The sequence below is a fragment of the Brevibacillus sp. GCM10020057 genome (genome assembly GCF_042683565.1).
Classification (GTDB): Bacteria; Bacillota; Bacilli; order Brevibacillales; family Brevibacillaceae; genus Brevibacillus.
The window spans coordinates 1-503 of the sequence record NZ_JBHUJW010000036.1; the positions used below are offsets into that span (position 1 = coordinate 1).

Below are 503 nucleotides of genomic sequence, written 5' to 3' on the forward strand. Positions count from 1 at the left end.
TGGTAAGACCCCTCATAGACGATGAGGTTGATAGGTTCGGTGTGGAAGCGCGGCAACGCGTGGAGCTGACGAATACTAATCGGTCGAGGACTTATCCACACACCCTTGGCAAGCATGCATATCCAGTTTTGAAGGTGCGAATCCTTCAAAAAAGTTATTGACTTTACAAAAGAAATTTGGTAGAGTTAATAAATGTCGGCGCAAGTTGACTAACAAGCAAAATGCTCTTTGAAAACTGAACAGCGAAAGCGTTGATGAGTCTATCATTTAATGATTTGCCAGCTTGAAAAAGCGATGAACCAGAAACAAACTTTATTGGAGAGTTTGATCCTGGCTCAGGACGAACGCTGGCGGCGTGCCTAATACATGCAAGTCGAGCGAGGGTTTTCGGACCCTAGCGGCGGACGGGTGAGTAACACGTAGGCAACCTGCCTCTCAGACCGGGATAACATAGGGAAACTTATGCTAATACCGGATAGGTTTTCGGGTCGCATGATCCGGAA

General features: G+C 46.7%; 2 rRNA genes. Both read left to right on the top strand.

Features of this window, described 5'->3' with window-relative positions:
- Positions 1-99 (top strand): 23S ribosomal RNA (locus tag ACFSO0_RS11600); the annotation flags it as partial.
- Between the two features lie 213 nt (positions 100-312).
- Positions 313-503: ribosomal RNA gene (locus ACFSO0_RS11605) — 16S ribosomal RNA — on the top strand; the annotation flags it as partial.